Below are 20,975 nucleotides of genomic sequence, written 5' to 3' on the forward strand. Positions count from 1 at the left end.
CAAGTTAATTTTATTTATACTTTTTTACTAAATTATTATATTTCTATCACCTAGACAAGGAGCCAATAAGCTAAATTGTGATAGATTAAGGCTTCAATGAGCAATATTTTGCCTGTAAAGTAATTGCCGATGTATCGCCGGCTGCTATGGCCTCTTGAAGATCAAGACATGCTTCAGTCAAATCACCTAATGCAATAAATGAATCTGCTCGGTGACGGTAAACTTCTACATACCATGGTGCTTTAATGATGCAGATAGAATAATCCTTGATCGCGCTTTTGTGATATGCCAATTGTGATTTGAAATACCCTCGAAAGAAATAATAATCTGGACGAGAATCATTCAAGCTAATAGCTTTATTCATATCGGCAATGGCTAAAGAATGATAGCCCGCTAAACTCCGACTGGCCGCCCGAGCAAAATAGATTTCATCATTTCGCTTATCCTTCAAAAGAGCCTCACTAAACTCCACGTTCGCCCCCAAATAATCTTGATTGGAAAACTTGGTAATTCCTGTTTGATACTGTACTTGACTTCCACAGGAATACAAAGTGGCAAAGAAAAAAATCAGAATACAATTGCTAAAATATTTTCTCAAAAAATTAACAATTTATGTTGACAATTAATTTTAAAACTAAGAAAACTAGCCCTTTACTTGATCGTCAATAATTTGTTTAAAAGTAAATAACTTATCTTCTGCTTTTATCAATTTAATTAATTCAAAATTTGACAAGAATAACACTTTTTTGCTATCTCCAGATTCCCTCATTGCTTCTAAAAATACCGTTCTGGCTATTTTACCTGTAGTTGCTATAATTCCAAATTCAGCTAAACCATTTGTATTTTTGAGCTTACTGTAAAATATTATAAAATCATTTTTAGAAACACTTTCTTTGGGTTTATTCTTACATTCAATTAAGATATACTTACCAAATTTGTTAATAAAAACATCTTCAATATCATTCCGAATTATTAAATCAACTTCATTCAATGAAGTATCTTTAACACGCTTTTCAACTTTGTTAAATCCAATAGACTGAAAAAGTAAACTTATAAAATGCTCAAATCTTTCTCCTTTAATATATGTATCTTTTTCATTTTTGGTTTCAGAATACATTTGAAGTAATGCATTGTTAATTTCGGAAGGATCCTTATCCAATTCACCTAAATAATTATCTATAACAAGTTTCAATTTAGGTACCCAAACTGAAATTGACTCTTTATCTTGCACATCTATCACTTTACCAGAAAGTAACAATTCTTTTAATTGCCCAAAATACTCACCTTTAAATGCCGAAACTATTATTACTTTAGCTAGTGGATTATATTCAAATATTTTTTTTACAATTTCAATACCATCAATTTCATATTTATCCATTCTAATATCTACAATTGCTAAACTATAGAATCTATTTTCAATTGCATCAAGAATTTGCGACTCTAAATAATAAGCTTCGAAAGTGCATCCTTGAATCTGAGCATTCAACGACTTTGACAAACCTTCAGCTTGTTCCTTAACATCATCAATTACTAAAACATTTCTTCTCATTATTAATCTTTTAGAATTGGTAAATATATTAAAAATGATTTAGTAAAATCACCTTTTTTCGTGTTAATAAGCTCAATTTTACCTTCAAAAATTTCACAAATGTACTTTGCGTGATACAATCCAATTCCTGAACCTCCAGTAGTTGAAAAATCAAAATCGAATACCTTTTCTGAATTCAGATTGTCTATTTCAATCCCATTGTCAAATATTTCCAAATAAACAAAATCTTTTATATATGCCGAAAATTTAATTTTCGGATTTTCTGTGTACTCCAATGCTTTTATTGAATTAATTATTAAGTTATTAAGCATCTGTAAAACAGACTGGAATGGTAATTTAAATTTTAAATCTAAATTATCAGGAAGTTCTTTTATGAAGTTAATTTTCTTTTCAAAAAAGATACTTCGATTTAAAATTTCAATACCTAAGATCAAACTTTCTAACGTGAATGTATCATCCTGAGAATGTGGAACAAGGTTTGAAAAATTATCCATAGTTCCTCTAATTACTTCTAGGTTCTTTGATAAAGACTCCAAATGTTCTTGATTTATTTCATCAGAATTATTCGTAGATATAATACTATCCATACTTTGTATAGAGTTTTTAATATCGTGCCTTGCAAAATTACCTAGATAAGTGATATGAGTACTATGAGACTCTTCAACAGCTTTCAAAGTCTTGCCCAATTTATCTAAACTAGACTTCAATTCATCTAACTTTCTAGCCTGAATTACAGGATTATTTATAGCCTTAGGAATGTATTTAGATTTATTTTTTGCCATCGTTTAAAAATACAAAAACTCATTCATTTAAAATTTTATGAGGTAATTTTAATCTATTAATTTATAATATTTAGAAACTTTAACAAAAAAAATCCCCCGCCGAAAAATCAGCGAGGGAAAGGGTGGTTGACCTACTAGGATTCGAACCTAGAACGACTGAACCAAAATCAGATGTGTTACCTTTACACCATAGGTCAATTCCAAATCGAATGCAAAAATAAGACCTCCTAAGCGAATTATCAAATGTGCTTCAAAAAAAATTGAATTATTTCATCCAAAATCGGCTTGGAGGCTCTAAATCAAGCAATTAATTTGCACTTGACAAAGCTGCTTATGCCAACTCCATCGATGCAACTTGGACATCAGCACTAATTTTCTTCACCAAACCTTGCAAAACCTTACCTGGACCACACTCAATAAAGTCCGTTGCACCTGCTGCAACCATTGCCTCCACCGACTGCGTCCAACGTACCGCACCTGTTAATTGAGCTATTAAATTCTGCTTGATTTCCGCTGGATCCTGTGAAGGCTTTGCCGTTACATTTTGGAATATCGGACAGATAGGTCGTTCAATCGTCGTGGCTTCTATAGCTGCCGCCAATTCCACACGCGCTGGCTCCATAAAGGGTGAGTGAAATGCTCCACCAACAGGTAATGTCAAAACTCGCTTAGCTCCTGCCGCCTTCAATAGCTCAGCTGCTTTTTCAATTCCTAACACACTACCTGAAATTACCACTTGACCTGGGCAATTGTAATTAGCAGCCACCACTTCCCCATTCAATTCTCCACAAATACGTTCAATTTCGGCATCTGCAAGGCCTAAAACTGCTGCCATGGTACTTGGAACTACCTCACATGCTTTTTGCATCGCCAAGGCTCTTTGATAGACCAAACGCAATCCATCTTGCCAAGATAATCCACCTGCCGCAACCAATGCCGAAAACTCGCCCAAGGAATGTCCAGCCACCATGTCTGGAGCAAAATCTTTCCCTAATTTAGCCACTAGTACCGAGTGCAAATAAATGGCAGGTTGAGTCACCTTCGTTTGTTTCAAATCCTCATCAGCCCCCTCAAACATGACTTTCGACAAAGAAAAACCCAAAATTTGATCCGCCTCATCCACGATTTCTTTCGCTAAAGCAAAGTTCTCATATAAATCTTTGGCCATACCTGGAAACTGAGATCCTTGACCGGGAAATACGAATGCCTTCATTTTTATTATGTTTTGTTATATTTTTGATTTAAGATTGACAATCTTTGACAAAGATAAATTAATCTTCTGGCTATCTGAAACGCTCTTAAATTTCAATTGCATGTTATATCGATTTTTAACCTTCCTAGCAATCCCTCTCTGCCTAAGCCTATTCATTTCATGCCAAAAGGAAGAGAATAACCCATCCTCCAATCAGCAAGGAAATATCCAAATTGATGCATCGAATAGTCGGACTTTTGTTCAACGAGATCTCAACAATCAGGGTAAAATTGTCCTTGTAGGGCAAAGTTCCCTATCATTTACTTCTGCCCAAGTCAAATTCAAAAACGTACTTGGTGGAAAAGAAAGCGATTGGCTCAATCTAAGTAAAGAAGGCGCTCAATTCAAAGGTGAATTCGCTTTACAGGCTGGCGGATATTATCCAGAAATCAAGTTAATGCAGGATTCCAAAACAGTCAGTGATACTCTCCTAACCCAATCTCCCTTTAAAGTTGGAGAAGTTTTTGCAGTCATAGGTCACTCCTTAGCAGAAGGCCAACCTCCTTATGAATTGACCGATTACGACAAAAAATGGTGTGAAATCATTAAATATTCCGACAATAACGTAGTTGCCTTTTGGGGGAGACTCGCCGATAAACTAAAAAACAGATACCAAGTTCCCATTCGCATCTATAGTACGGGAATCGGTGGATCTACCTCGGAACAATGGGGAAAATCGGCTTTAGGATTGGAATTCAGCAGCACACTGTTCGACTGGAAAAAAAGATACCCATATTCCTTTTTTGAAAATAAACTCTTATCTGAAGTCCCTAGAAGCGGATTGAGAGCCGTATTAGTCATTCATGGAGAAAATGACGCCACTACTTCCATGGATAATATCATCAAATACACCGGTATTTATATGGATTATACGCGTAACATACTTCAAAGTAAAAATCTAAGTTTTATGCTGGCGAGAAGTAACCGTGGTCTCAATAAAACAGAGGATTTACATGTGCAGGAAGCTCAAAATGTCATCTTGAAAACCTTCCCCAATGTCATCGAAGGTGCTAATTTACAATCTGTGGTAGGTGCTGGTTTTCGCTGGGATGGAACTCACTTTAACTTTGCTGGACTAGAAGAGGCGGCTAGAAAATGGGATATCGTTTTTGATCCAAAATTATTCAGCCAAATGACACCCATTTTAAGGAGTCGCTAAAGCTCACAAGCATCCACCGAATTCCCCCAAATCAATCGATTTTTGGCAATAAAATCATAGCCTTTATCCAATACACGGCTAGGTAAAAAAAAGAATATCTGAAAAATTTGGTAATACCATGGGGCCAAAGACAAAACATACTCAACAGCCTTGGACTTGATCAAAACCTGATTTCCCTCTACCATTTTAATGCTATCCACTTCCCAATTTGGATGGGGATATTTTAGAACATAGCTTTGGTACACATCAGAACCCTGAAATTCAATCTGAATCTTTTCACCACACATGTAGCGCAAAACTTTGGCACAAAAGCGACAAAAGCGACAATTCCCGTCGATGAATATGGGGCTTTTCATTAGCGAACTAGTTCGACCCAACCTTTCAAACTTTTGGTTTTCAAACTTGGATCATTGACATCAAAGCTAACATCCACCGTGTAAAAATAAGTTCCCACTGCCATATCTTTTCCCGAACTATCTTTCCCGTTCCACCCAAAATCAGATCCCGTGCCGTTGTAATCATAGATCAATTGACCATAACGGTCTACTATTTTACATACGACCGTTTTTACAAATCGAGGACAACGCATGGGTAACCAAACATCATTTTTCGAGTCGCCATTCGGACTAAATAAATTAGGTAGTTCAAAAGATGGACAATTGTCTTGGTTCAATGTTTCACTTTTCGGACTTTCCTTGCCTAATTGACTAATGGCCGTTACATAATAACTTCCAATAAAGGAATCTTTCTTTTGATGTAAATAGCGCAAATCGCTAACCTCTGCAATCCGAGTAAATGGCCCTGCGGCACTAGGCGCATAATAAATGCGGTACGAGGCTATATTTTGATCACATGTACCAGTCAAAGTCGGTTGCCAAGTCAATTGATTCGTAAAACTGGTAAAATTACAATTCAAGGATCCATCTAAGGCCGCACAATCAGGAGCAGATAAACTCAATTTAGGTGCACATGGATTTACATCCGACTGAGGTTTCAAACAAACAATTTTAGAGGCATTAATTAAGGTCATGGCAGGGAAACCTTCACCATAAGAGCCTAAGGTTTCGACATAATAACAATAGGTGGAATCTGGAGAAAGTGTGACATCAAACTTCCCATCTTTGGTGTAAAAATCCGTTCCTTGATCTGTATACGTATAAGTACTTGGACCAGCTACCGAGACTTCCGTTATTTGATTGAATTTTCCTGAACCACGTGGAGTTTCTCGATACACCCGGTGAACTTGGAAATCGTTTAACCAAGGAACATCGGCAGACCAAGCCAACTTATTAGACCTTACGGCTGACTGAGCCACTAATTGTACTTGAGCGGCTGGACTAGGTGAATCCAATAATTTGAATTGCCCATTTAAAGTATAATAAAAATCTGCACGATATCGATAAACCTTTGCTTCCGTTGACAATCCTTTATCGATAAACGAAGTATCATTTTTCGCTTGCAAAATCGATGCTGAAATAGGACTTCCAATGACCACAAAATTAGTGGATCCATTTCCTTCAGCGCGCATTACCTGATACTGATATGGACCTTTGTACAAACTAGTATCTAGGTTCAAAGGCCGTGACCAGCGAACCAATATTTCCCCATTGCTTGCATCCGTTTTCTGAATAGAAACGTTTGTCATCAAGGGCGCAGATGATGGAATAAAAGCACAGCTGGAATTGGACATAGGGCTGTAATCGGTTTGACCACTCGAATTGGTAAACACCACCACTAATACATACACATAATTGGCATTCTTCATCAATCCCGCCCCTTTATTGGTATCTTCAAACTGTACGTCACCAACGTTCAAACGAGCTATCTCCGTAAATCCGGTTAATTGCATCCCCGTTTCACAAGATTTATTCACAACTGGTGTACATGCAGCCTGTTTACGGAATACGATGATTTTTGCCCCGGACAATGAACACGTATATGGGCTCCAAGTCAATAAAGCGGAACCTTTACTTGGCTGAATTCTAGCTACCAAATTCTTGATAGAAGGCGCAATGATTTTTATTTTCCAAATTTTACTATCCACCAGCTTCACGCCTCCGCCGATAGCTGTAGGAGGATTATCTTCGGCTTTAAAGAAAATATCATACGTTTCCTTTCGTATGTGCTGACATGCAGTCTGCCAAGTAAAAGTACCTGTAGCCGTTCCTATTTGCCTAGGAGTAGAAACAAAAGTGGCAAATGGTTGCTTGATGGCATATGAGGTATCAATCGGATATACATTACCCGAGCTAATGATGGTCACAGGGTCTGTCCTCCCAGAACGAGAAATAACATCAGCTGCTGTCACCGTTTCGCGGATTAAAGTACCAGCTTGAATGCATACATCAGGTGGTACTACGATTTTGGGGCCTTTATTATCTAAATCCTTTACCTCAATCTGCATATCACGTACCGTTTCGGAAATCTTTACTCCATTTCTCCATTCTTCTACAATGAAGGCACAATTGTATATACCTAATTCTTGGGGCGAATCCCATATTAAATCCCCGTTCAACGAATTGATAGTAAATGAAGACGCAATGGTTGACACTTCATTGGGTTGTCTGAAATTTGGTGCCGTAATACCACGACTCGTTGGATTACAAGTTTCATAATCACCATAACGTGAAACGGTTAAACGATAAGCTAAACTATCCCCCTCCGCATCTACGGCATTGGGATTATGGATAAATGGCTGACCGACTATTGCCGTTAAATCAACCGCAGGATTCAGCAATAAGGGAGTGGAATTTTGACCTAAACCTGAGTTAATAGAGAAAATTGTTTCCACATAAAAAGGAACTTCCACCGAACGAGTGATATTCCGAACTCCATCATTTCGATTGGGAATAGCAACTGATACTTTGTAAAATAATGCAGGTGCTGGATAAGTATATTCAATTTTATAGGTGTTTTTCAATGTCCCATTCCCCAAATTAACGATGGGTAAAAGTCTTTTGGCTTTGAATATTCCTGAACCATCTCCAAAACAGAAATTCACATCTGTCTGATCTTGATTAGCTCTATTATCCTCAGTATAAGTGGTTAAAGTAAATTCATAGGTTAGGCTGACGTTGGAAATCCGCTTTACTGTAATCTCCCCCCCTTTTAAGTGGGTTGCCTCAGCTTGGAAAATCATCCCCAAAAAACTAAGCAAAAAGGCAAGAATGTAGGCGGAATAATTTTTATAAGACATAAAACAAATTTGTAATATGGAAAGTTAATTAAGCAATTCGAAAAAAATAAAAAAAACGGTTTTTTTAATCGAATATTTGAAAGACCCACGAATCAATTGTAGTTTTATGTCCTAAATTTTCGCGTATGCTTAGCGTGGGCGAAGGTTTAACTCAATCAAAATAAATTTCATTTATGGCTTGGTTATCAAAATCACTTAATTCATCTCTAGGAAAAAAGCTCTTAATGGCAATCACCGGCCTATTTTTAGTTAGTTTCCTCATTGTTCACTGCGGACTTAATGCCACGATCTTTTTAAACGATGGTGGGGTCACATTTAACGAGGGTGCAGAGTTCATGGCAAAGAATCCCATCATTCGTACCATGGAAATCGTTTTATTTGGAGGTTTATTACTCCACATTTTAGACGGTTTACGTTTATGGATGGACAACAAAAAGAAGCGTCCTGTAGCCTATGCCGTTATCGATGGTGCTGCTAACAGCAAATGGTACTCACGCTCCATGGGACTTTTAGGAACTTTATTGTTATTATTCTTAATCATTCACCTAAAGCATTTCTGGTATTTCTCTCGTTTGACTGACAATTTAACGGAAGAGCATACTTTGTATAACGAGATGCAAACCGTTTTTGCTAGCCCATTGGTCGTTATCATTTACGTATTAGGTTGTATCTCATTAGGTTACCACTTGTTGCATGGTTTTCAGAGTGCATTCCAAAGTCTTGGATGGAACCATCCCAAATACACGCCAACGATCAAGTGCATCGGTGCTGCTTATGCCATCATCATTGCCGCTTTATTTGCCGCTATGCCCATTGCACTCCATTTTAATTTGATTCATTAATTCCTCAGCCGATACGATTAATATGACAAAATTAGACGCAAAAATTCCAGAAGGTTCTTTAGCCGAAAAATGGACCAAATACCGTTCCAGTGTTTCCTTAGTAAACCCTGCCAACAAACGTAATTTGGAAATAGTCATCGTAGGATCAGGCTTAGCAGGAGCTTCTGCTGCCGCCTCTTTGGCTGAGTTAGGATATAAAGTTAAAGTATTCTGCTTTCAAGATTCTCCCCGTCGTGCGCACTCAATTGCCGCTCAAGGAGGTATCAATGCAGCTAAAAACTATCAAAATGATGGTGACTCTACTTTCCGCCTATTTTACGATACCATCAAAGGTGGTGACTACCGTGCACGTGAGGCCAATGTGCACCGTTTAGCGGAAGTATCAGGAAATATCATTGACCAATGTGTGGCCCAAGGTGTTCCATTTGCTCGTGAATATGGTGGATTGCTATCTAACCGTTCATTCGGTGGAACGCAAGTTCAGCGCACGTTTTATGCCGCTGGACAAACGGGTCAACAATTATTATTAGGTGCTTATTCGGCTTTACAACGCCAAGTAGGTATGGGAAATGTCGAGTTATTCACTCGTCATGAGATGTTAGATGTCGTAATGGTCGATGGTAAAGCTCGCGGAATTATTGCCCGTGATTTAGTATCTGGAGAGCTAGAGCGCCACTTTGGCCATGCCGTTTTATTGTGTACAGGTGGTTACGGAAACGTATTCTATTTATCTACCAATGCCATGGGCTCGAACGTAACGGCTGCTTGGAAAGCGCACAAAAAAGGTGCTTTCTTTGCTAACCCTTGCTATACTCAAATTCACCCAACATGTATTCCCGTTTCAGGTGACCATCAGTCGAAATTAACCTTGATGTCTGAGTCATTACGTAACGACGGCCGTATCTGGGTTCCTAAAAAGAAAGATGATCCACGTAAAGCCAGTGAAATTCCAGAAGATGAGCGCGACTATTACCTAGAGCGTCGTTATCCTGCTTTTGGAAACTTAGTACCTCGTGATATTGCCTCGCGTGCTGCTAAAGAGCGCTGTGATGCTGGTTATGGAGTAGGAACATCCAAAATGGCTGTCTACTTGGATTTTGCTGCGGCAATCATCCGTTACGGTAAAGCCGAAGCTAACAAAAGAAATATCCACCACGCCAGTGATGAAGAAATCCAATTGATGGGTAAGGAAGTCGTAAAAGAAAAATACGGTAACCTATTCGATATGTATAAGCAAATTACAGGAGAAGATCCTTATGAACTGCCGATGCGTATCTACCCAGCGGTTCACTATACCATGGGTGGTCTTTGGGTCGATTACAACTTAATGACTACAGTTCCTGGTCTATATGCCTTAGGAGAAGCCAACTTCTCGGATCACGGTGCTAACCGCTTAGGGGCTTCAGCCTTGATGCAAGGTTTAGCCGATGGTTATTTCGTGATTCCGTACACGATTGGTGCTTACTTGGCATCTGAAATCAGAACACCTGCCTTATCTACTGATAGCGAGGTTTTTGTAAATGCAGAGAAAGCCGTAAAAGACCAAATCGACAAATTAATGAACATTCGCGGTACGAAGTCAGTGGATTATTTCCATAAGAAACTGGGCCTAATCATGTGGGATCAATGTGGAATGGCTAGAAACGAAGCAGGTCTAAAAATGGCCATTGCAGACATTCAAGCTCTACGCAAAGAATTCTGGAGTGATGTTCGTATTCCTGGCGAAGCGAATAACTTGAATCCTGAATTAGAAAAAGCGGGTCGTGTGGCCGACTTCCTAGAATTAGGAGAATTAATGTGCAAAGACGCATTAGAAAGACATGAAAGTTGCGGAGGTCACTTCCGTGAAGAATACCAAACTGAGGATGGAGAAGCTTTGCGTGACGATGAGAAATTCGCTTACGTAGCTGCTTGGGAATTCCAAGGTGAATCTAAATTCGAACTACACAAGGAAGAATTGAAATTCGAAAACATTAAAATTGCTCAAAGATCTTATAAATAATTCGATAACATGGAAGGAAATTTAAACCTGACGCTTAAAATCTGGAGACAAAAAAATGCCCAAACTGCGGGTAAATTCGAGACATACCAAGTAAGTGGTATTTCGGAGGATATGTCCTTTTTGGAAATGATTGACGTGCTCAACAACCGTCTTATCGAAGAAGGTGATGATCCAGTAGCTTTTGATCACGATTGTCGTGAAGGTATCTGCGGCATGTGCTCGATGTACATCAACGGCCGTCCTCATGGACCTAACAAAGGTGTTACGACCTGCCAGTTGCACATGCGTAGCTTTAGTGATGGTCAAACCATCACCATTGAACCTTGGAGAGCAGAAGCTTTTCCAGTGATTAAAGATTTAGTAGTCAATCGTTCTGCCTTTGATCGCATCATTGCAGCCGGTGGATTTATTTCTGTCAATACAGGGAATGCACAAGATGCAAATAGTTTGCCTATTCCTAAAGATGATGCCGATGAGGCGTTTGCAGCGGCAGCTTGTATCGGTTGCGGAGCCTGCGTAGCAGCATGTAAAAATGCATCTGCCATGTTATTTACTTCGGCTAAGATATCTCAATTGGCTTTGCTACCGCAAGGTCAAGCGGAGCGCTCGAAGCGTGCTGGGGCTATGGTCGCTCAAATGGACGAAGAAGGTTTCGGTGCTTGTTCTAACACAGGTGCTTGTGAAGCTGAATGTCCAAAAGGTATTTCCATTGAGAACATTGCTCGCATGAACCGTGAGTACTTCTCTTCGGTTTTTACTTCCAAATAAGATGTAACCTAAACTGAGCCCCTTGGAATCAAGGGGCTTTTTCATGCCTTGTTTTTAGAGCCCAATCATGCCAAATCTTCTCAAAATACCAATCCCTGCGGTTGGGTGGAAGTGATATGTGGCTCCATGTTTTCTGGCAAAACAGAAGAATTGATTCGTCGACTAAAAAGAGCGAAAATCGCCCAATTACAAGTGGAGATCTTTAAGCCTGCCGCCGATACTCGTTATCACGATGAGGATATTGTTTCTCACAATCAAAATTCCATCCGTTCCACTCCCGTCCATAGTTCCAGTGAAATACTCCTTCTGGCTGGCAGCTGTGATGTCGTGGGCTTGGATGAAGCACAGTTCTTTGATGAAAATATCATTGAAGTTTGTAATACCTTAGCCAACCAAGGTAAACGCGTGATTATTGCTGGCTTAGACATGGATTTCAAAGGTCTACCCTTTGGCCCCATGCCCGGTCTAATGTCCATTGCCGAATACATTACCAAAGTACATGCCGTTTGTGTGAAATGTGGGGGAGTCGCACAATATTCCCATCGAATCGTTCAGCAACAGCAAACCGTCATGTTGGGTGAGGCCGAAAGTTATGAAGCGCTTTGTCGTACTTGCTTCACGCACAGCTTTTAACATGCCCAGAGATCCAAGTTTCACCAAAGTTTTTCAGCGCATTCGGGCAAAAAAACCGAAAGACTTGGACATGCAATTTGAAAAAGCACATGAAGCTGTATTTGAAAACATCGATTGTCTGGATTGTGGCAATTGTTGTAAAACCACCAGCCCTATGTGGAATGAAACCGACATCCAACGGGTAGCTAAGCTTTTAAAAATGAAAGTATCCGATTTTTTGGATACCTATTTAATCAAAGATGCCGATGGCGACTGGGTTTATCCCACCAGTCCATGTCCTTTTTTATTAGAAGATAATGCCTGCGATATTTACGAACACAGACCGAAGGCCTGTAGGGAATATCCCCATACTGATCGAAAAAACATGTTAGGTATTCTTAAGTTAACTCAAAAAAATGCCTTAATCTGTCCAGCCGTTTCCCAAATGATGGAAAAACTGGAAAGAATCTACAACTAATACAAATTGCCCAAAAGAATATTTGAATATGCGCGTAATTTTAAAGAAATTCGCAGCAAATTAAACCAAAAGAACGCATGGAAGCAGCAGAATATCTAGGAATTGATGTAGGAGGAACAGGAGTTAAAATGGGCATTGTCCATCCTGAAACTGGTCATATAACTAATTTCCAAAGTTACGATACAGCCACTTGGAGAGAATCCAATCACTTCTTAGAACGCTTAGCTGATGCGATTGCCTTACAATTATTCCAACACAAACATGTGCATAAAGTGGGTATTGGTTTACCGGGCATTTTAACAAAAAACCGTAAGACATTAATTGAGATAACGGCCATTCCAGAAATTGATGGTGCTCATTTAATTTCCATGTTGGAAAAACGCTTTCCTGAACATGAATTTTTCATGGAAAATGATGCCAATGCCGCAGCTTTAGGAGAATTTTATTTCTCGCCTGAAAAAGAAAGCATGCCAGAAGATTTCATCTTTTTAACCTTAGGCACGGGAATTGGTGGCGCGGCTATCATTGATCGTAAAATATTCTTAGGTGGTGATGGTAATGCCATGGAACCAGGACACGTTCCTTCCAGAAATGGCAAAGTACTAGAAAGAAATATTGGTAAAAAAGAATTGTTGCAAATGGCTACCGCCATGCGTGCCGCTTATAAAGGTAAAACTGTCTTAGAGGCAGATGGCTCTATTTCAACTACAGCTTTGGTAGTAGCTGCAGAAGAAGGAGATGAATTAGCTTTAGCTATTTGGAACGAAGTAGGCGAAATGCTTGGAGACATGATTGTATCATTAATCCGTATTCTAGATATCAAAAATATCTTTATCGGAGGTGGACTTTCCGCTTCATTCGATTTCATTTTACCCAGCATGGAGAAACAATTGAATTATTGGTTAACTCCTGCCTACTTGAAAAAACTCAGTATTAAAAAGGCACTTTTAGGAAATGATGCAGGACTTTTAGGAGCTGCTTCACTTTGTTTTTAAGGCTTTAGTATAAATCAATTGCAAGAATTTTAAACAATTCAAAAAAAAGAATTATTTTTATCTAATTATTTATTTTAATAATGCAATTAGGCTTAAAATTTGTTTGATAATCTAAGTTTTAATTCTAATCTTTGCATCGTTTTTGAACCCCAAAATATTTTAGAAATGGCAGATATTGCAGAAAAAGTAAAAAGCATCATCGTTGAGAAATTAGGAGTAGAAGCATCTGAGGTTACACCTGAGGCATCTTTCACAAACGATTTAGGAGCTGATTCCTTAGACACGGTTGAATTGATTATGGAATTTGAAAAAGAATTCAACGTATCTATTCCAGATGATCAAGCAGAGAATATCCAAACTGTAGGACAAGCCATCACCTACTTGGAAGAGAACGCAAAGTAATCGAAACGAAATAATAATGATGTCAATTGGTAATTGGTAATGACTCAGGAACCTAGTTCCTTAGAAAAATACCCTTACGAATTGACATTTTTTATTTTTCCAACCTAAAATACCAGGATAATTATGGAGTTAAAACGAGTTGTAGTAACGGGTTTAGGAGCCCTTACCCCTATTGGAAATACAGTAAGTGAATATTGGGAAGGTCTATCTACCGGAAAAAGTGGATGCGGACTTATCACCAAATTTGACGCTGAAAAATTCAGAACTCGTTTTGCCTGTGAACTTAAGAATTTTAGTGTTGAAGAGTTCATTCCACGTCAAGAGGCACGTAAAATGGACCCATTCACCCAGTATGCCATTGTCGCTTCCGATGAAGCCATCAAGGATGCTGGATTTGATATGGAAGCAATCAATAAAAACAAAGTCGGTGTCATCTGGGGATCGGGTATTGGTGGTTTAAAAACCTTTGAAGATGAAATGATTTATTTCGGCAAAGGAGATGGAACGCCAAAAATCAATCCTTTCTTCATTCCTAAAATGATTGCTGATTCTAGTTCAGGTCAAATTTCCATCAGAAATGGTTTCCGCGGTCCAAACTACGTAACTGTTTCTGCTTGTTCATCAGCGAACAATGCTATCATTGATGCATTCAACTACATTCGTACAGGTCGTATTAATATCTGTGTGACAGGTGGTTCGGAAGCTCCAGTGACCATTGCATCCGTAGGTGGCTTTACTGCCATGCGGGCCATGTCAGAAAGAAATGATGACCCTGCTACTGCTTCTCGTCCTTACGACGTTAACCGTGATGGTTTCGTAGTGGGTGAAGGTGCAGGCGCATTGATCCTAGAAGAATACGAACACGCCAAAGCACGTGGAGCTAAAATCTATGCCGAGCTAATCGGTGGTGGATTCTCTTCAGATGCCTACCATATTACGGCCCCTCATCCAGAAGGATATGGTGCGCTACTTTCCATGATGGATGCATTAGAAGATGCTCAAATCAAACCAGAAGAAGTGGATTACATCAATACGCACGGTACTTCTACCCCGATTGGTGACCCACAAGAATTAAAAGCCATCGTAGATTGTTTTGGTGACCATGCTTATAAAATGAGCATCTCTTCCACCAAATCCATGACCGGCCACCTCTTAGGTGGTGCTGGTGCAGTAGAAGCTGTAGCTTCTATCCTTGCGATACAACACCAATTTGTCCCTCCAACCATCAACTGCAAGGATTTAGACCCTGCCATTGATCAACACCTAGACTTGACACTTAATCAAGGTAAAGCTAGAAAAATAGACATTGCATTAAGCAATGGATTTGGTTTTGGTGGACACAACGCTACCGTCATTTTCCGAAAAGTATAGGCTTATGAAAATTCTCTCGGTGTTAAGCTGGTTGAATCCTACCCAACTAAATGAAAGAGAGAAATTTCTAAAGAAATCTGTAACCCATTTGATTGGCGAAAGTCCATCTAACCTGTCGCTTTATCGCCTGGCCTTTTTACATGCTTCTGCCTCCAAGGATAGCATTGCCAAATCTTTCAAGGAATCCAATGAACGCCTCGAATTTTTAGGGGACTCTGTACTCGGTATGATTACAGCAACCTATTTATTCCAAAAATTCCCATTTAAAGACGAAGGTTTCTTAACCGAAATCAGATCTAGAATGGTCAGCCGGGAATCCCTAAATGTATTAGGAAGAAAATTAGGCTTAGACGAGGTGATTGAATATGAAAACCAAAAAAGAACCATTCTTTCTAGGTCTAGCATGTATGGAGATGCCTTAGAAGCATTCATTGGAGCGATTTACCTAGATAAAGGTTTTGCCTTTACCCAAAAATTCATCATCAAAAAGATTTTAACACAGTATTTCGACTTAGAAACTGTGGTTCAAAATAATCCCAATTTTAAATCCATTTTGATCGAATGGGCTCAGAAAGAAGGGAAAAAAGTGGTATTTACCTTGGATGAAGAGGGCCAACACCACAATAAAGAATTTACAGCCATCGTTCTGGTTGATAACCTGAAGGTAGCCGAAGGTAAAGGCTACTCCAAGAAAAAAGCAGAACAAACAGCTGCTATGAAAGCCTGTGAAGAATTGGAAATAAATAATTAACGATGCCGACGCCCAATATTTTGCTTCATTACTGGACCGAAGAAGGTCAATCAAGTACTTTTCAAGATATTTTACAGCAAGAAATTCCCGCTTCCACCTTGGAAGTTTTGCAATCTGAACTATTGTCGCAATTACAAAGTCAACGAGTTCAAGATCAATTACCTTGTTTTGATTGGCAAAGTCATCGATTCCAAGAAAAATGGGATAATATTACTCGCTCACTCGTTTTACAAGTTAGCCTTCCTAATCACATATGGAATCATTGGATTCAAGAAATCAATAATTCCAGCGCACAATCTGACTATTTATACAACGCATTGGGTGCTGAAACTCAAGAAATTAGTCCAGATACCTTGTTGACCGCCGAAGTTTATTTTGAAGCTCCCGAATCCTTAGATGATCTTCCTGAAGATGAGTCACCTGAACCTGAGATTGTTGCCATAGAAACCAGCATGGCTACGTTGGAAATTATAGAAGAAATAGTTCATGAGCCCATTACTGCCAAGCCTGTTGCAGAAATCATTATTGAAAACGTTCAAGTTTCTCCAACTCCTTCATCCAATTCCAATAGCTTTTTCCAAGAAGAACCTAAAGATCAAGCTCCTACAGGCAGAAAAATCATGGAAGTAATCGCTGATTCCACTTCCGAAAAAGTCTTTGAAAAACTGCAAGGAACGGATGGTTCGCTAAAATCTTTGGTGGAAACCAAAATGACTGAAACTTTGGCCAACAGCATCAGCCTAAACCAAAAAATTAAATTCATTCAATCCATTTTTGATGGAGAAGGGCATCATTTGAACCAACTGATTGACTTCATTGATAAAGTAGCCGAAAGCCATACTTGGCAAGAGGTCATCCAACATCGTTATGCTGAGTTCCAAAGAGCGGACAATGAAGAGTCATGGAATGAATTACATGAAATAATTCGTAGAAAATTCAACTAAGTGATTTTCTTCATCAAGTAATTGATCAGATTTAAACATTAAGCTAGCTATTTTCACTTAAAAAAAGTGAAATACTTAGCCATTATTCTATTAAGCGCATTTTCTCTCCACGCTCAAGTCGACGATACCCAAACTTGGGATGAATCTGAAATTAGACAAAGTACGTTTCAGCATTATTTGCAAAACCCCATAGATATTAATCAAGCTCAAACTTCGGATTGGTATTTATTAGGTTTACTCAATACAACACAAATTGAATCTTTCCTAGAATTCAGAAATAAAACTGGCCAATTTCTCAGTATTTGGGAATTACAAGCTATCCCTAATTGGGACATCCCTACGCTAAAACGTATTCAAGATTTCATCTTTTGCCCAAGCCCTATTGACCGTTGGAATATAACATCAAGTAAACACCTATGGATACATCGACTGGAATTTACCCTGGAAGAAAAAAAAGGATTTAGTCCTCCTGATGGACGAAGCAAAGTTCGCTATTTTGATAGTCCCTATACAGAACTTCATCGCTATAAAGGCCAAATAAGTAAGCCATTAGGTTTAGGTTTCTTAGTACAAAAAGATGCTGGAGAAAGCTCCATGACTGATTTTAGTAGTTTTTATGTGCATTGGAATAAACCCAAAAGCACATTCCATAAAATTATCATTGGAGATTTTACCAACCAATGGGGCCAAGGCCTTGTTCAAGCAGGGGGATTCAGCCTAGGAAAAAGTTATGAAAGTATCATTTCCACTCAAAAATTTCACCAAGGGGGTCTGCCTTACAGCTCCAGCATGGAATCGGGTTTTTATCGTGGAATACTTCTAGGAATTCAAAAGAAACAATGGAGCATGGAAAGCTTTGCTTCCAAAAGAAATTGGGATGCTAGTGTTCAAACCGATTCCGCAGGCATTGAATACTATACAAGCCTCATAACTAGCGGATTACACCGTACTCCAACAGAAGTCGACAAATTGAACCAAGTACAAGAATGGAGTTTGGGAAATTCCATCAGTTGGCATGCAAAAACCAATCCACTTACTATCCAGGCAAACACCGTATGGAGTCGATGGTCCATTCCAAAAAGAAATTCGGCAAAATCTTATCAGACAGCCGAATGGCAAGGACAAACACTCATCAACAGCTCCATATCAGCCAATTTCCCTTGGAAAAAAGCACAATGGATGGTAGAAATGGTCATAGCTAGTCCAAAATCTTGGGCTTTACTTCAAGGCGCGGCTTGGGCACAATCTAAGTCTAGCGATTTCTCCTATGTATTCAGATACCAATCTTCCGCCTATTTTAGTCCTCAGGCACAAGCTTTTGGCGAAAACTCAGAAGTCCAAAATGAACTAGGCATATTTCTAGGTAACCAATACCGCTGGTCTAAAAGAAGTCGAATATCTTCCTATGTGGATTTCTTTTTATTCCCTGAGCCAAAATATTTGGTCAGTCAAGCCCATACTTGGGGATGGGAAGCCTTAAGTCGATATCAATTTGATCGAAGAAATCAATACAATTACTTCATCCAAATCAAGTGGACTTCCAAACAAGAAGATGCTCCTAAGCCATTTTTTGATCTGATCAGAAAACATCAATGGCAATGGAGTGCCGATTATAAAAAAACAATCCGTAAGACATGGAATTGGCATAGTCGATTGATGGCCACGTACATCTACTCTCCTGCTCAAAAAGACTGGGGATGACTGTGGCTTAATGATATCCAAGTATCGCGTCAAAAATGGCAAATAAAAGCCCGACTAGCACTTGTGCAAAGCAGCGATTACGACAGTCGAATGTATGCTTATGAACCCAGTCTCCCATATTCATTTTCATTACCCGCTTATTCTGGTAAAGGAATAAGAACATGCTTGGTAATTCAATATAAATGCATGACACATTTGGACGTTTCCGCCAAAATGGGGAGAATGGATTATTTTGATCGAGATGAAATTGGATCTGGTTTAGACCTAATTACAGGTTCACACAAAACGGATGTCAGTCTACAAATAGTTTGGAACAATTTATAAAATGGCTTCTCTGATTTTCATCAATTTTTCCAAAAGACCTTCCAATTGATCCAGAGGCAACATATTTGCCCCATCTGATTTAGCTATGGATGGATTAGGATGGGTTTCTATGAATAAACCATCTGCTCCTACCGCAATCGCTGCTTTGGCAATTGTCTCAATGAGTGCTGGCTGCCCACCAGTAATTCCAGATCCCTGATTAGGTCTTTGTAACGAATGCGTACAATCCATGATAACTGGAACCTGAAAAGCAGCCATTTCGGGTAAATTTCTAAAATCAACAACCAAGTCGCCATATCCAAATGAATTCCCTCGATCTGTCAAATAAACCAAAGCCTCGGGGTTTTCATACTTCACTTTTTCAACCGCAAATTTCATGGAGGCGCCCGACATGAACTGCCCTTTCTTAATATTAACGGCTTTTCCGGTCTGTGCGGCCGCTGCTAATAAATCAGTTTGACGACATAGAAAAGCAGGAATCTGCAATATATCCACATAGGGGGCAGCCATAGCGGCCTCCGTGCTTTCGTGTATATCTGTCACCGTAGGAACTTGATAATGAGCTCCTACTTCTTTTAATATCTCTAAGGCTAGGATATCACCTATACCTGTAAATGAATCAATTTTAGTACGATTTGCCTTACGATACGAGCCCTTAAAAATAAAAGGAATACCCATGGAATCGGTGATATGCTTGATTCTTTCAGCAATTTCATAAGCCAAATCTTTGCTTTCAATAGCGCAACTGCCTGCCATCAAGAAAAAGGGTGCTTTATCTTGACTTGTTGTATAGGGTAATAACATATTATAAAATGTTTACTTCGGTTTCTAGTACTACACCAAATTTACGGAGAATAGATTGTTTAATTTTTTCTGACAAAGTCAATATTTGCTGACCTGTAGCATGGCCATAATTGACTAGAACCAAAGCTTGTTTGGCATGTACACCAGCGTCTCCCTCACGGAAACCCTTCCAACCAGCTTGTTCAATCAGCCAACCCGCCGGAAATTTGATATCCGTACTTCCTGCTACTGGGTAATGCGGAATCTGAGGATATTTCTCAATCAATTCGGTGGCACTCTCCTTGTCCAATGTTGGATTTTTAAAAAAACTGCCTGAATTTCCTATGTCTTTAGGGTCGGGCAATTTGCTTTGTCGAATTTCAATAATAGCATCAGAAACATCTTGAATACTGGGCTGAGTGATGGATTTAGCCAATAACACTTCTTGAATTGCACCATAGGATGTCTTTGGACTTGCTACTTTGTTCAATTTAAAACATACATAAGCTATCACATATTTACCTTTCCCCTCGTGTTTGAAATAGCTCTCCCGATATCCAAATTGGCATGCTGCAGCATCAAATGTTTCCAACCTTTGATTGTCCAAATGAAAAGCTTGTAAATGATCAAATGTATCTTTGATTTCGACGCCATATGCCCCAATATTTTGCATGGGAGCAGCACCCACCGTACCGGGAATAAGGGATAAATTTTCAATACCTGCCCAATGATGGCTCACAGTATATTGTACAAAATCATGCCAAACGACTCCAGCACCAGCTCGTACCCAAACATGTTGATCGTCTTCTTTAATGACTTCAATACCCTCTATGGCCACTTTGACCACCAAGGCATTTATATCTTGAGTTAATAACACGTTGCTTCCTCCCCCCCAAAAAATATGAGCTACATGGGCATACTGACCAGAATTCAATAATGCGTGGTATTGCTCTATGGAACGAATTTCTACAAAATACTTTGCCTTGACCTCAATTCCGAAGGTATTGAGTGATTGGAGGGAATAGTTTTCCAATACGCTAGGTATGGCAATGGAAGAAGGCATA

21 protein-coding genes and 1 tRNA gene are annotated in these 20,975 nt (G+C 39.1%); 13 read left to right on the top strand and 9 right to left on the bottom strand.

Features of this window, described 5'->3' with window-relative positions:
- Window positions 1-85 precede the first annotated feature (85 nt).
- The 5 genes from U0R11_RS10545 to fabD all read right to left on the bottom strand — a co-directional run bounded on the left by U0R11_RS10545 (window position 86) and on the right by fabD (window position 3,544).
- Window positions 86-598 carry a tetratricopeptide repeat protein gene (locus tag U0R11_RS10545; protein WP_406751651.1) on the bottom strand — a complete coding sequence of 171 codons (513 nt, stop codon included), beginning with the start codon at window positions 596-598 and terminating at the stop codon, window positions 86-88.
- A gap of 45 nt (window positions 599-643) precedes the next feature.
- Entirely contained in the window at window positions 644-1,549 is a 906-nt protein-coding gene (locus U0R11_RS10550; RefSeq protein WP_406751652.1) for a response regulator, read from the bottom strand.
- 2 nt (window positions 1,550-1,551) lie between these two features.
- Entirely contained in the window at window positions 1,552-2,331 is a 780-nt protein-coding gene (locus tag U0R11_RS10555; protein ID WP_406751653.1) for an ATP-binding protein, read from the bottom strand.
- A gap of 123 nt (window positions 2,332-2,454) precedes the next feature.
- Window positions 2,455-2,528, bottom strand: a tRNA-Gln gene (locus U0R11_RS10560).
- 134 nt (window positions 2,529-2,662) lie between these two features.
- Window positions 2,663-3,544, bottom strand: a complete 882-nt coding sequence (fabD, locus tag U0R11_RS10565) for an ACP S-malonyltransferase (protein WP_406751654.1) — start codon at window positions 3,542-3,544, stop codon at window positions 2,663-2,665.
- A 100-nt stretch (window positions 3,545-3,644) separates the two neighbouring features.
- Here fabD and U0R11_RS10570 point away from each other — a divergent pair, with 100 nt between their 5' ends.
- The gene (locus U0R11_RS10570) at window positions 3,645-4,742 is read left to right on the top strand and encodes a hypothetical protein (RefSeq protein WP_406751655.1); all 1,098 of its coding nucleotides are present in this window, start codon (window positions 3,645-3,647) and stop codon (window positions 4,740-4,742) included.
- On the opposite strand, the gene U0R11_RS10575 is transcribed toward U0R11_RS10570, so the two are convergent.
- Window positions 4,739-5,098: a thiol-disulfide oxidoreductase DCC family protein gene (locus tag U0R11_RS10575; protein ID WP_406751656.1), complete on the bottom strand. Its 360-nt coding sequence runs from the start codon at window positions 5,096-5,098 to the stop codon at window positions 4,739-4,741. The two genes, U0R11_RS10570 and U0R11_RS10575, sit on opposite strands and share 4 nt — an antisense overlap.
- Complete coding sequence (locus U0R11_RS10580; protein ID WP_406751657.1) at window positions 5,098-7,938, bottom strand: T9SS type B sorting domain-containing protein; 2,841 nt, start codon at window positions 7,936-7,938, stop codon at window positions 5,098-5,100. Before U0R11_RS10580 ends, U0R11_RS10575 begins: the two co-directional genes overlap by 1 nt.
- A 173-nt stretch (window positions 7,939-8,111) precedes the next feature.
- On the opposite strand from U0R11_RS10580, the gene U0R11_RS10585 reads away from it, so the two are divergent.
- From U0R11_RS10585 to U0R11_RS10640, 12 genes are all read left to right on the top strand, one after another.
- Entirely contained in the window at window positions 8,112-8,780 is a 669-nt protein-coding gene (locus tag U0R11_RS10585; RefSeq protein ID WP_406751658.1) for a succinate dehydrogenase cytochrome b subunit, read from the top strand.
- Window positions 8,781-8,802: 22 nt separating this feature from the next.
- Entirely contained in the window at window positions 8,803-10,782 is a 1,980-nt protein-coding gene (locus U0R11_RS10590; protein WP_406751659.1) for a fumarate reductase/succinate dehydrogenase flavoprotein subunit, read from the top strand.
- A 9-nt stretch (window positions 10,783-10,791) separates the two neighbouring features.
- Window positions 10,792-11,550 carry a succinate dehydrogenase/fumarate reductase iron-sulfur subunit gene (locus U0R11_RS10595; RefSeq protein ID WP_406751660.1) on the top strand — a complete coding sequence of 253 codons (759 nt, stop codon included), beginning with the start codon at window positions 10,792-10,794 and terminating at the stop codon, window positions 11,548-11,550.
- 48 nt (window positions 11,551-11,598) lie between these two features.
- Window positions 11,599-12,183 carry a thymidine kinase gene (locus U0R11_RS10600; protein ID WP_406751661.1) on the top strand — a complete coding sequence of 195 codons (585 nt, stop codon included), beginning with the start codon at window positions 11,599-11,601 and terminating at the stop codon, window positions 12,181-12,183.
- A 1-nt stretch (window position 12,184) separates the two neighbouring features.
- Window positions 12,185-12,640, top strand: a complete 456-nt coding sequence (locus U0R11_RS10605; RefSeq protein WP_406751662.1) for a YkgJ family cysteine cluster protein — start codon at window positions 12,185-12,187, stop codon at window positions 12,638-12,640.
- Window positions 12,641-12,717: 77 nt separating this feature from the next.
- Window positions 12,718-13,635: an ROK family protein gene (locus U0R11_RS10610; RefSeq protein ID WP_166375336.1), complete on the top strand. Its 918-nt coding sequence runs from the start codon at window positions 12,718-12,720 to the stop codon at window positions 13,633-13,635.
- A 165-nt stretch (window positions 13,636-13,800) separates the two neighbouring features.
- A complete protein-coding gene (locus U0R11_RS10615; RefSeq protein WP_092019417.1) occupies window positions 13,801-14,037 on the top strand; it encodes an acyl carrier protein in 237 nt (78 codons plus the stop codon).
- Between the two features lie 123 nt (window positions 14,038-14,160).
- Window positions 14,161-15,408 (top strand): beta-ketoacyl-ACP synthase II, encoded by a 1,248-nt coding sequence (fabF, locus tag U0R11_RS10620; RefSeq protein ID WP_406751663.1) that lies wholly within the window; start codon window positions 14,161-14,163, stop codon window positions 15,406-15,408.
- Between the two features lie 4 nt (window positions 15,409-15,412).
- Window positions 15,413-16,159, top strand: coding sequence for a ribonuclease III (rnc, locus tag U0R11_RS10625; RefSeq protein ID WP_166375338.1), 747 nt, complete (start codon window positions 15,413-15,415; stop codon window positions 16,157-16,159).
- Between the two features lie 2 nt (window positions 16,160-16,161).
- Window positions 16,162-17,103, top strand: a complete 942-nt coding sequence (locus U0R11_RS10630; RefSeq protein ID WP_406751664.1) for a hypothetical protein — start codon at window positions 16,162-16,164, stop codon at window positions 17,101-17,103.
- A gap of 66 nt (window positions 17,104-17,169) precedes the next feature.
- Window positions 17,170-18,804, top strand: coding sequence for a hypothetical protein (locus U0R11_RS10635; RefSeq protein WP_406751665.1), 1,635 nt, complete (start codon window positions 17,170-17,172; stop codon window positions 18,802-18,804).
- Between the two features lie 186 nt (window positions 18,805-18,990).
- Window positions 18,991-19,128 carry a hypothetical protein gene (locus tag U0R11_RS10640; protein ID WP_406751666.1) on the top strand — a complete coding sequence of 46 codons (138 nt, stop codon included), beginning with the start codon at window positions 18,991-18,993 and terminating at the stop codon, window positions 19,126-19,128.
- On the opposite strand, the gene kdsA is transcribed toward U0R11_RS10640, so the two are convergent.
- Both kdsA and murB read right to left on the bottom strand, forming a co-directional pair.
- Window positions 19,123-19,932 carry a 3-deoxy-8-phosphooctulonate synthase gene (gene kdsA / locus U0R11_RS10645; RefSeq protein WP_406751667.1) on the bottom strand — a complete coding sequence of 270 codons (810 nt, stop codon included), beginning with the start codon at window positions 19,930-19,932 and terminating at the stop codon, window positions 19,123-19,125. The genes U0R11_RS10640 and kdsA overlap by 6 nt on opposite strands.
- 1 nt (window position 19,933) lies before the next feature.
- On the bottom strand, window positions 19,934-20,974 hold the full coding sequence (gene murB, locus U0R11_RS10650; protein ID WP_406751668.1) for a UDP-N-acetylmuramate dehydrogenase: 1,041 nt from the start codon (window positions 20,972-20,974) through the stop codon (window positions 19,934-19,936).
- Window position 20,975: the final 1 nt, after the last annotated feature.

It is taken from the genome of Aquirufa salirivi (genome assembly GCF_045310485.1).
Lineage (GTDB): Bacteria > Bacteroidota > Bacteroidia > Cytophagales > Spirosomataceae > Aquirufa > Aquirufa salirivi.

Excerpts from the sequence above, each read along its gene's own strand:
- fabF (WP_406751663.1), top strand. The coding sequence starts at position 14,161 with ATGGAGTTAAAACGAGTTGTAGTAACGGGTTTAGGAGCCCTTACCCCT.
- U0R11_RS10595 (WP_406751660.1), top strand. The coding sequence starts at position 10,792 with ATGGAAGGAAATTTAAACCTGACGCTTAAAATCTGGAGACAAAAAAAT.
- U0R11_RS10615 (WP_092019417.1), top strand. The coding sequence starts at position 13,801 with ATGGCAGATATTGCAGAAAAAGTAAAAAGCATCATCGTTGAGAAATTA.
- kdsA (WP_406751667.1), bottom strand. The coding sequence starts at position 19,932 with ATGTTATTACCCTATACAACAAGTCAAGATAAAGCACCCTTTTTCTTG.
- fabD (WP_406751654.1), bottom strand. The coding sequence starts at position 3,544 with ATGAAGGCATTCGTATTTCCCGGTCAAGGATCTCAGTTTCCAGGTATG.
- U0R11_RS10575 (WP_406751656.1), bottom strand. The coding sequence starts at position 5,098 with ATGAAAAGCCCCATATTCATCGACGGGAATTGTCGCTTTTGTCGCTTT.
- U0R11_RS10555 (WP_406751653.1), bottom strand. The coding sequence starts at position 2,331 with ATGGCAAAAAATAAATCTAAATACATTCCTAAGGCTATAAATAATCCT.
- U0R11_RS10585 (WP_406751658.1), top strand. The coding sequence starts at position 8,112 with ATGGCTTGGTTATCAAAATCACTTAATTCATCTCTAGGAAAAAAGCTC.
- U0R11_RS10550 (WP_406751652.1), bottom strand. The coding sequence starts at position 1,549 with ATGAGAAGAAATGTTTTAGTAATTGATGATGTTAAGGAACAAGCTGAA.
- murB (WP_406751668.1), bottom strand. The coding sequence starts at position 20,974 with ATGCCTTCTTCCATTGCCATACCTAGCGTATTGGAAAACTATTCCCTC.
- U0R11_RS10590 (WP_406751659.1), top strand. The coding sequence starts at position 8,803 with ATGACAAAATTAGACGCAAAAATTCCAGAAGGTTCTTTAGCCGAAAAA.
- U0R11_RS10580 (WP_406751657.1), bottom strand. The coding sequence starts at position 7,938 with ATGTCTTATAAAAATTATTCCGCCTACATTCTTGCCTTTTTGCTTAGT.
- U0R11_RS10630 (WP_406751664.1), top strand. The coding sequence starts at position 16,162 with ATGCCGACGCCCAATATTTTGCTTCATTACTGGACCGAAGAAGGTCAA.
- U0R11_RS10605 (WP_406751662.1), top strand. The coding sequence starts at position 12,185 with ATGCCCAGAGATCCAAGTTTCACCAAAGTTTTTCAGCGCATTCGGGCA.
- U0R11_RS10640 (WP_406751666.1), top strand. The coding sequence starts at position 18,991 with ATGACACATTTGGACGTTTCCGCCAAAATGGGGAGAATGGATTATTTT.
- rnc (WP_166375338.1), top strand. The coding sequence starts at position 15,413 with ATGAAAATTCTCTCGGTGTTAAGCTGGTTGAATCCTACCCAACTAAAT.
- U0R11_RS10610 (WP_166375336.1), top strand. The coding sequence starts at position 12,718 with ATGGAAGCAGCAGAATATCTAGGAATTGATGTAGGAGGAACAGGAGTT.
- U0R11_RS10570 (WP_406751655.1), top strand. The coding sequence starts at position 3,645 with ATGTTATATCGATTTTTAACCTTCCTAGCAATCCCTCTCTGCCTAAGC.